Raw genomic sequence first — 4,191 nt, 5'->3', positions numbered from 1 at the left:
TGAGTATTTTAACTGATTGACAAAATACGCTTTATCTTAACCTATCACCAATGCTGCATAACTAAAGTTTGCCCCGGCAAGGTTTTCTCCCTTAAACGAACGACCTCTGAGATTCTGGTGAGAGAAGTCTTGGGGCATGGCGGGGCTAGTAAAGGCGAGGGTTTATGTTACATACAGCTTCAGTATGAGCTTTTACGGACTGTAACACAAGATTTATGTTGAAGTTTGTGCGTTTAGCGATCGCATTTCTTGGGCAAGCTTCCGCTGTGAAGGCTTGGCAGAAGTAGCGCTCTTAACTAAAGCGCATATTCCAGCACTCGTTCCCACTCCCAACGCCACGCCATCTTTACCGACAGGAAGCAGTGTTCCTTGCTGCTTGTAAAGACGGCAGGAAACCTGAGACACAACAGGCCAAATCTAGCGTCATTGCTCCTTTTGAATGGGCGCGGCAACAGAAGATTGCAATTGCTCCCGTCAGGCAAAGATTTAAGCGTTATTTTGAATACTACCACCGATTCTAATTGTCGTTGTTATGATTGCACTATGCGGCTTATTAGGAAAAATCAGTCATGTTTGCCCTCGTTTCTCCAGACAAGACTCAATTACCTCCTGGTGCTGTAGTGCGCCTACCTGCTAGTTGGCAGGATTATCAGCATTTATGTGAGCAACGGGGAGATGGATCGCTCCCGCGTATAAAGTATTGCAATGGAGAAGTATTGCTGATGTCGCCATTACCAGTACACGGTAGAGATGCCCATTTACTGGCGAATATTGCGATGGCTCTATTAGATTGCGATGGGCGAGAATATGATGCATTTACACCAGTGACAATGAGCTTACCCCAGGAAAGCGGGATTGAGCCAGATTATTGCTTTTATATTGACAATTGGCAAGCCATATCGGGTAAAAAACGCATTGACTGGCAAAAAGACCCACCACCAGACTTAGTGATTGAAATTGATGTCACCAGCTATTCCAATATTGAGGATTATCTTCCTTATCGTGTTCCGGAAATTTGGTTATTTAGAAATCAGAAATTATTAATTTATCAATTATTGGGTGAAAATTATCAACTGCAAACCTACAGCCGCTATTTTCCTGACTTTGATTTGAATAGTGCAATTGCTCGTTGCGTGCAAATTGCCTATGAGCGTAATACTAGTGCTGCCATTCGGGATCTTAAACGACGTTTAGAGAAGCCTATCGATAACTAATACCATTTCACAACTTGTTGGGACAGGGTTTAATTTTGCGGGTCAATCTTTGTTAGCTGTATCAAGATAAACCCAAGCTGATTGAGTGCAGCGTTAGTGGTTCGCTGGTGTTCTTCAAAGTTCCGCTGGTGTTGATCGTGGCTATCACGCAGTTCTAGTAATACATCATTAACTACGGCATCTCTAGCCAATACAGAATTGACATTATTGGTCAGGTCGTTAACATTATCGCTCAGGTTGTCCAGCTTTGTTGTCAGTTGGGCGATCGCCTGAGTATTTATCTGTTGTTGAACTGCTACCCTGTCTAGAATTGCCTCAATCCGGTCTAGCCGAGTGTTTGGTATATCGGTCATAGTAATTTTAATCAGGAGCTAATCACAGTCTTAAAAATTTCAGATGCTTTACAGTATAAGCTTTACAGCTCCTGAGTATGTTCATTTTGGGAATGGAGAAATAATCATACGTTAATTCACCAGCTTCAGTTCTTCGCGCTTGTTACTTGAACTAACCATTTTCATCAACTGCTGATTAAGATAACTTTGCGCTGAAAGGTAAATATTATCCCAAATCACCGGATTACGGCAGATTTTACTGCCAACTGTATTACCAGCCAGTTTCTCCGACACCAAGTATTTCTTGTAATAGTTATTCCATAAATGTTGCAGAAAATCTTCCGCAAACTCATCAAAAGGTATTATCCAGTTGTACTGTTCATCCAAAAACACCCGATAAGCAGCAACAATCGGCATGGCAATATCAGCAGGCGCACTAAACCCAAATGAATAACGACTATCCGGTAACAATGTATTCTTGCGCGGGTCGATTGAGGCTAAATCAACAACACCCTTCTTTCTGGGCTTGGTGATATGTTCCTCGATTACCTGAAACAGTCGTTGCTCAATCCATAGTCCCTTGGGCAGTAGCGGCAACAACTTTGACAGCCGTTCTCTTTCAGCATCGGACAGACTTGGCGTATTACTTACAGGGGGGTGCTTGGTTCGGCTCTTGCTGTCTGGGTTGTATTTGTTCCTGTCCAGACAGTTCATTAATTTAATGAGATGGTTGACGTTACACTGGGGACTTTTGGGCGCACCGCTTTGGTTCTGATAATAGGCGATGCGGAATTTGGTTTCTTGTTCGCGCTCCAGTTGGGCTAAAAACTGTTTGATGAATTTGTAGTCACCCCTGGCGTTAACTTTAGAACGTGCATCTACTGGGGCTGAAGTGTTTGATGCCAGGGCTATGTCTTTTGCCTCATCCTCACTCAGCCCAATGTGAATTGTGACTTTGACTCTGGCTTCGGTAAGGTCGTACTTGTATTCCCTCGCCTGTTGAAAGGCTAAAACCGTATGCCCCCCGTTAATAATGCCATCGCTACCGCCCTCGGATGCCTCAAGTATTTCTAATTCTAGTTGAGTCTTTTTACTATTGGGCTTGACCTTGTTGGCACACAGTACGATTCCGCTATGTCTTGAGAAGAATTTTTCGGGTTCAGTGGTCAAGGAGTCGAAAATTTGTCTATATGTTGAGCTTTTGCGGTTGGGTTCTCGAATATTCGGTTCTAGCGGCAGGTCAGCGGGGAAGCTGTCAACGTGAACGGTGGCGATAATGCAGTGGGGGTTTGCATTGAAAAACTGGTCTACTTTCAAAGCCCAATTTTTTGGCATAGTCTTCTTGTATGAGGAGTGCAGTGCATATTTATCCAGAGTATATAATCCCAAACCGAATGGCACCCTTGGAAAACTTAAAGCTATATTAAGTAAGTTTTCACTGTTTGAATATAATATCGTACAGTGACAGCAGAATTTCTACCACAATCAAAATCACCACATACCACTCTACTCGCTGGCTACTACTATGCTGCATGAACTCTAGTACCGTTTGTGCGGTTTGGGTAATTAGCTCTAGTTTGCGTTCTAAGGCATTGTGACGCTCACGGATTTCGTATTCATCCTCCAAGCGCAGATATAAGTTTTCTAATTGTGGCGATTCCCAAAGCAACTCAGGCTTATCGATAATCTCGACTCGACCGACTATCTTATGTTGAACTAACAACGTTGTGCCTAATTGACGCAGTAATTCCCGACTCTGCCGCCGACTTCGGTCTTCGCGCTGGAGACTAGCCGCGAAAGGTTCAATTTGATCGAATACTGCCGCGATACTACTTTCATAATGCGACAGCACAACACTTTTAGCCAAAATATCAGCTACAATCTGCAAGCGTTCTACACTCAAATCACGCAGAAAAATTTTTCCTTCCTTGACTCGCTCATTCTCGACAACGTTGAGATGAACTTCCACTTCTTCTATCTCAGGCTGGCTAAATGAGTCATGAACTAGAGAAGATAGCCCCTTCAAGAAGGCTACCTTTTCTATAGGATCGAGGTTAAACAAAACAACTGCACCATAGCCTAGCAGCACCGCGCAACCTTGTTGAGCTACTTTCACCATTACTGGCATAGTCGCCAAGCAATCGTAATTCTCCAATTTTTGGAGGTTAATCTTTTTACCAAGAAATAGGGCTTGTGCTTTAAAACTATCTCTATCACTAAAAAGGAGTTTCTGCATTGTTGCCCTATGCTATGTTTTGCCTATAAATCTTTAATGGTGGCAGTGCAATTGATCCGGTATTGGTTGAGATTACCACAATACAGTCTACCAATAAACCTATTCACGACTGCTTGTAATGTTCTCCAGACAAGACAATCGCCCTTTGCAAATGCTGACGCACGCTCTTCTCCTCCTCTTCAATTGGAGCGTACTGGAGAGCAATCACTAAACCACAGTGTGCTGCTTGCATTGGTATTACTGTTGAAACGAAAATTAGAGCGACCACGCCATTAGGCTGCGATCGCTCGATTTAGAAACCAGAGTTTGGGATTAAGCCGCAGCCTTATTGCTCCCTTTGGAACTCCGTTGAGTGGGGGAGCAACGCGATTTTGTGAGGTTGGGTGAAAAAGGTGCGATCGCTAACAAC

General features: G+C 43.5%; 6 protein-coding genes. 1 reads left to right on the top strand and 5 read right to left on the bottom strand.

Going from position 1 to position 4,191, the window contains the following annotated elements:
• Positions 1 to 213: 213 nt before the first annotated feature.
• A complete protein-coding gene (locus tag ACM0OY_RS39575; RefSeq protein ID WP_190952397.1) occupies positions 214 to 405 on the bottom strand; it encodes a hypothetical protein in 192 nt (63 codons plus the stop codon).
• 164 nt (positions 406 to 569) lie between these two features.
• Between ACM0OY_RS39575 and ACM0OY_RS39570 the strand changes: the two genes are divergently transcribed.
• Positions 570 to 1,214 carry a Uma2 family endonuclease gene (locus ACM0OY_RS39570; protein WP_414574169.1) on the top strand — a complete coding sequence of 215 codons (645 nt, stop codon included), beginning with the start codon at positions 570 to 572 and terminating at the stop codon, positions 1,212 to 1,214.
• Positions 1,215 to 1,243: 29 nt separating this feature from the next.
• On the opposite strand, the gene ACM0OY_RS39565 is transcribed toward ACM0OY_RS39570, so the two are convergent.
• From ACM0OY_RS39565 to ACM0OY_RS39550, 4 genes are all read right to left on the bottom strand, one after another.
• The gene (locus tag ACM0OY_RS39565; protein WP_414574168.1) at positions 1,244 to 1,567 is read right to left on the bottom strand and encodes a hypothetical protein; all 324 of its coding nucleotides are present in this window, start codon (positions 1,565 to 1,567) and stop codon (positions 1,244 to 1,246) included.
• A gap of 111 nt (positions 1,568 to 1,678) precedes the next feature.
• Positions 1,679 to 2,881 carry an AIPR family protein gene (locus ACM0OY_RS39560; protein WP_414574167.1) on the bottom strand — a complete coding sequence of 401 codons (1,203 nt, stop codon included), beginning with the start codon at positions 2,879 to 2,881 and terminating at the stop codon, positions 1,679 to 1,681.
• Between the two features lie 100 nt (positions 2,882 to 2,981).
• Complete coding sequence (locus tag ACM0OY_RS39555; RefSeq protein WP_414574166.1) at positions 2,982 to 3,782, bottom strand: RMD1 family protein; 801 nt, start codon at positions 3,780 to 3,782, stop codon at positions 2,982 to 2,984.
• 103 nt (positions 3,783 to 3,885) lie between these two features.
• A complete protein-coding gene (locus ACM0OY_RS39550) occupies positions 3,886 to 4,014 on the bottom strand; it encodes a hypothetical protein (protein ID WP_414574165.1) in 129 nt (42 codons plus the stop codon).
• Between the last annotated feature and the right edge of the window lie 177 nt (positions 4,015 to 4,191).

It is taken from the genome of Nostoc sp. CCY 9925, from assembly GCF_963920935.1.
Lineage (GTDB): Bacteria > Cyanobacteriota > Cyanobacteriia > Cyanobacteriales > Nostocaceae > Nostoc.
The sequence above is the reverse complement of the archived record's forward strand: the minus strand, read 5'-3'. Positions and strand labels throughout refer to the sequence as shown.

What these genes read in the sequence shown, in the direction of transcription:
- ACM0OY_RS39570 (WP_414574169.1), top strand. Translation starts at nt 570, where the DNA reads ATGTTTGCCCTCGTTTCTCCAGACAAGACTCAATTACCTCCTGGTGCT.
- ACM0OY_RS39565 (WP_414574168.1), bottom strand. Translation starts at nt 1,567, where the DNA reads ATGACCGATATACCAAACACTCGGCTAGACCGGATTGAGGCAATTCTA.
- ACM0OY_RS39560 (WP_414574167.1), bottom strand. Translation starts at nt 2,881, where the DNA reads ATGCCAAAAAATTGGGCTTTGAAAGTAGACCAGTTTTTCAATGCAAAC.
- ACM0OY_RS39555 (WP_414574166.1), bottom strand. Translation starts at nt 3,782, where the DNA reads ATGCAGAAACTCCTTTTTAGTGATAGAGATAGTTTTAAAGCACAAGCC.
- ACM0OY_RS39550 (WP_414574165.1), bottom strand. Translation starts at nt 4,014, where the DNA reads ATGCAAGCAGCACACTGTGGTTTAGTGATTGCTCTCCAGTACGCTCCA.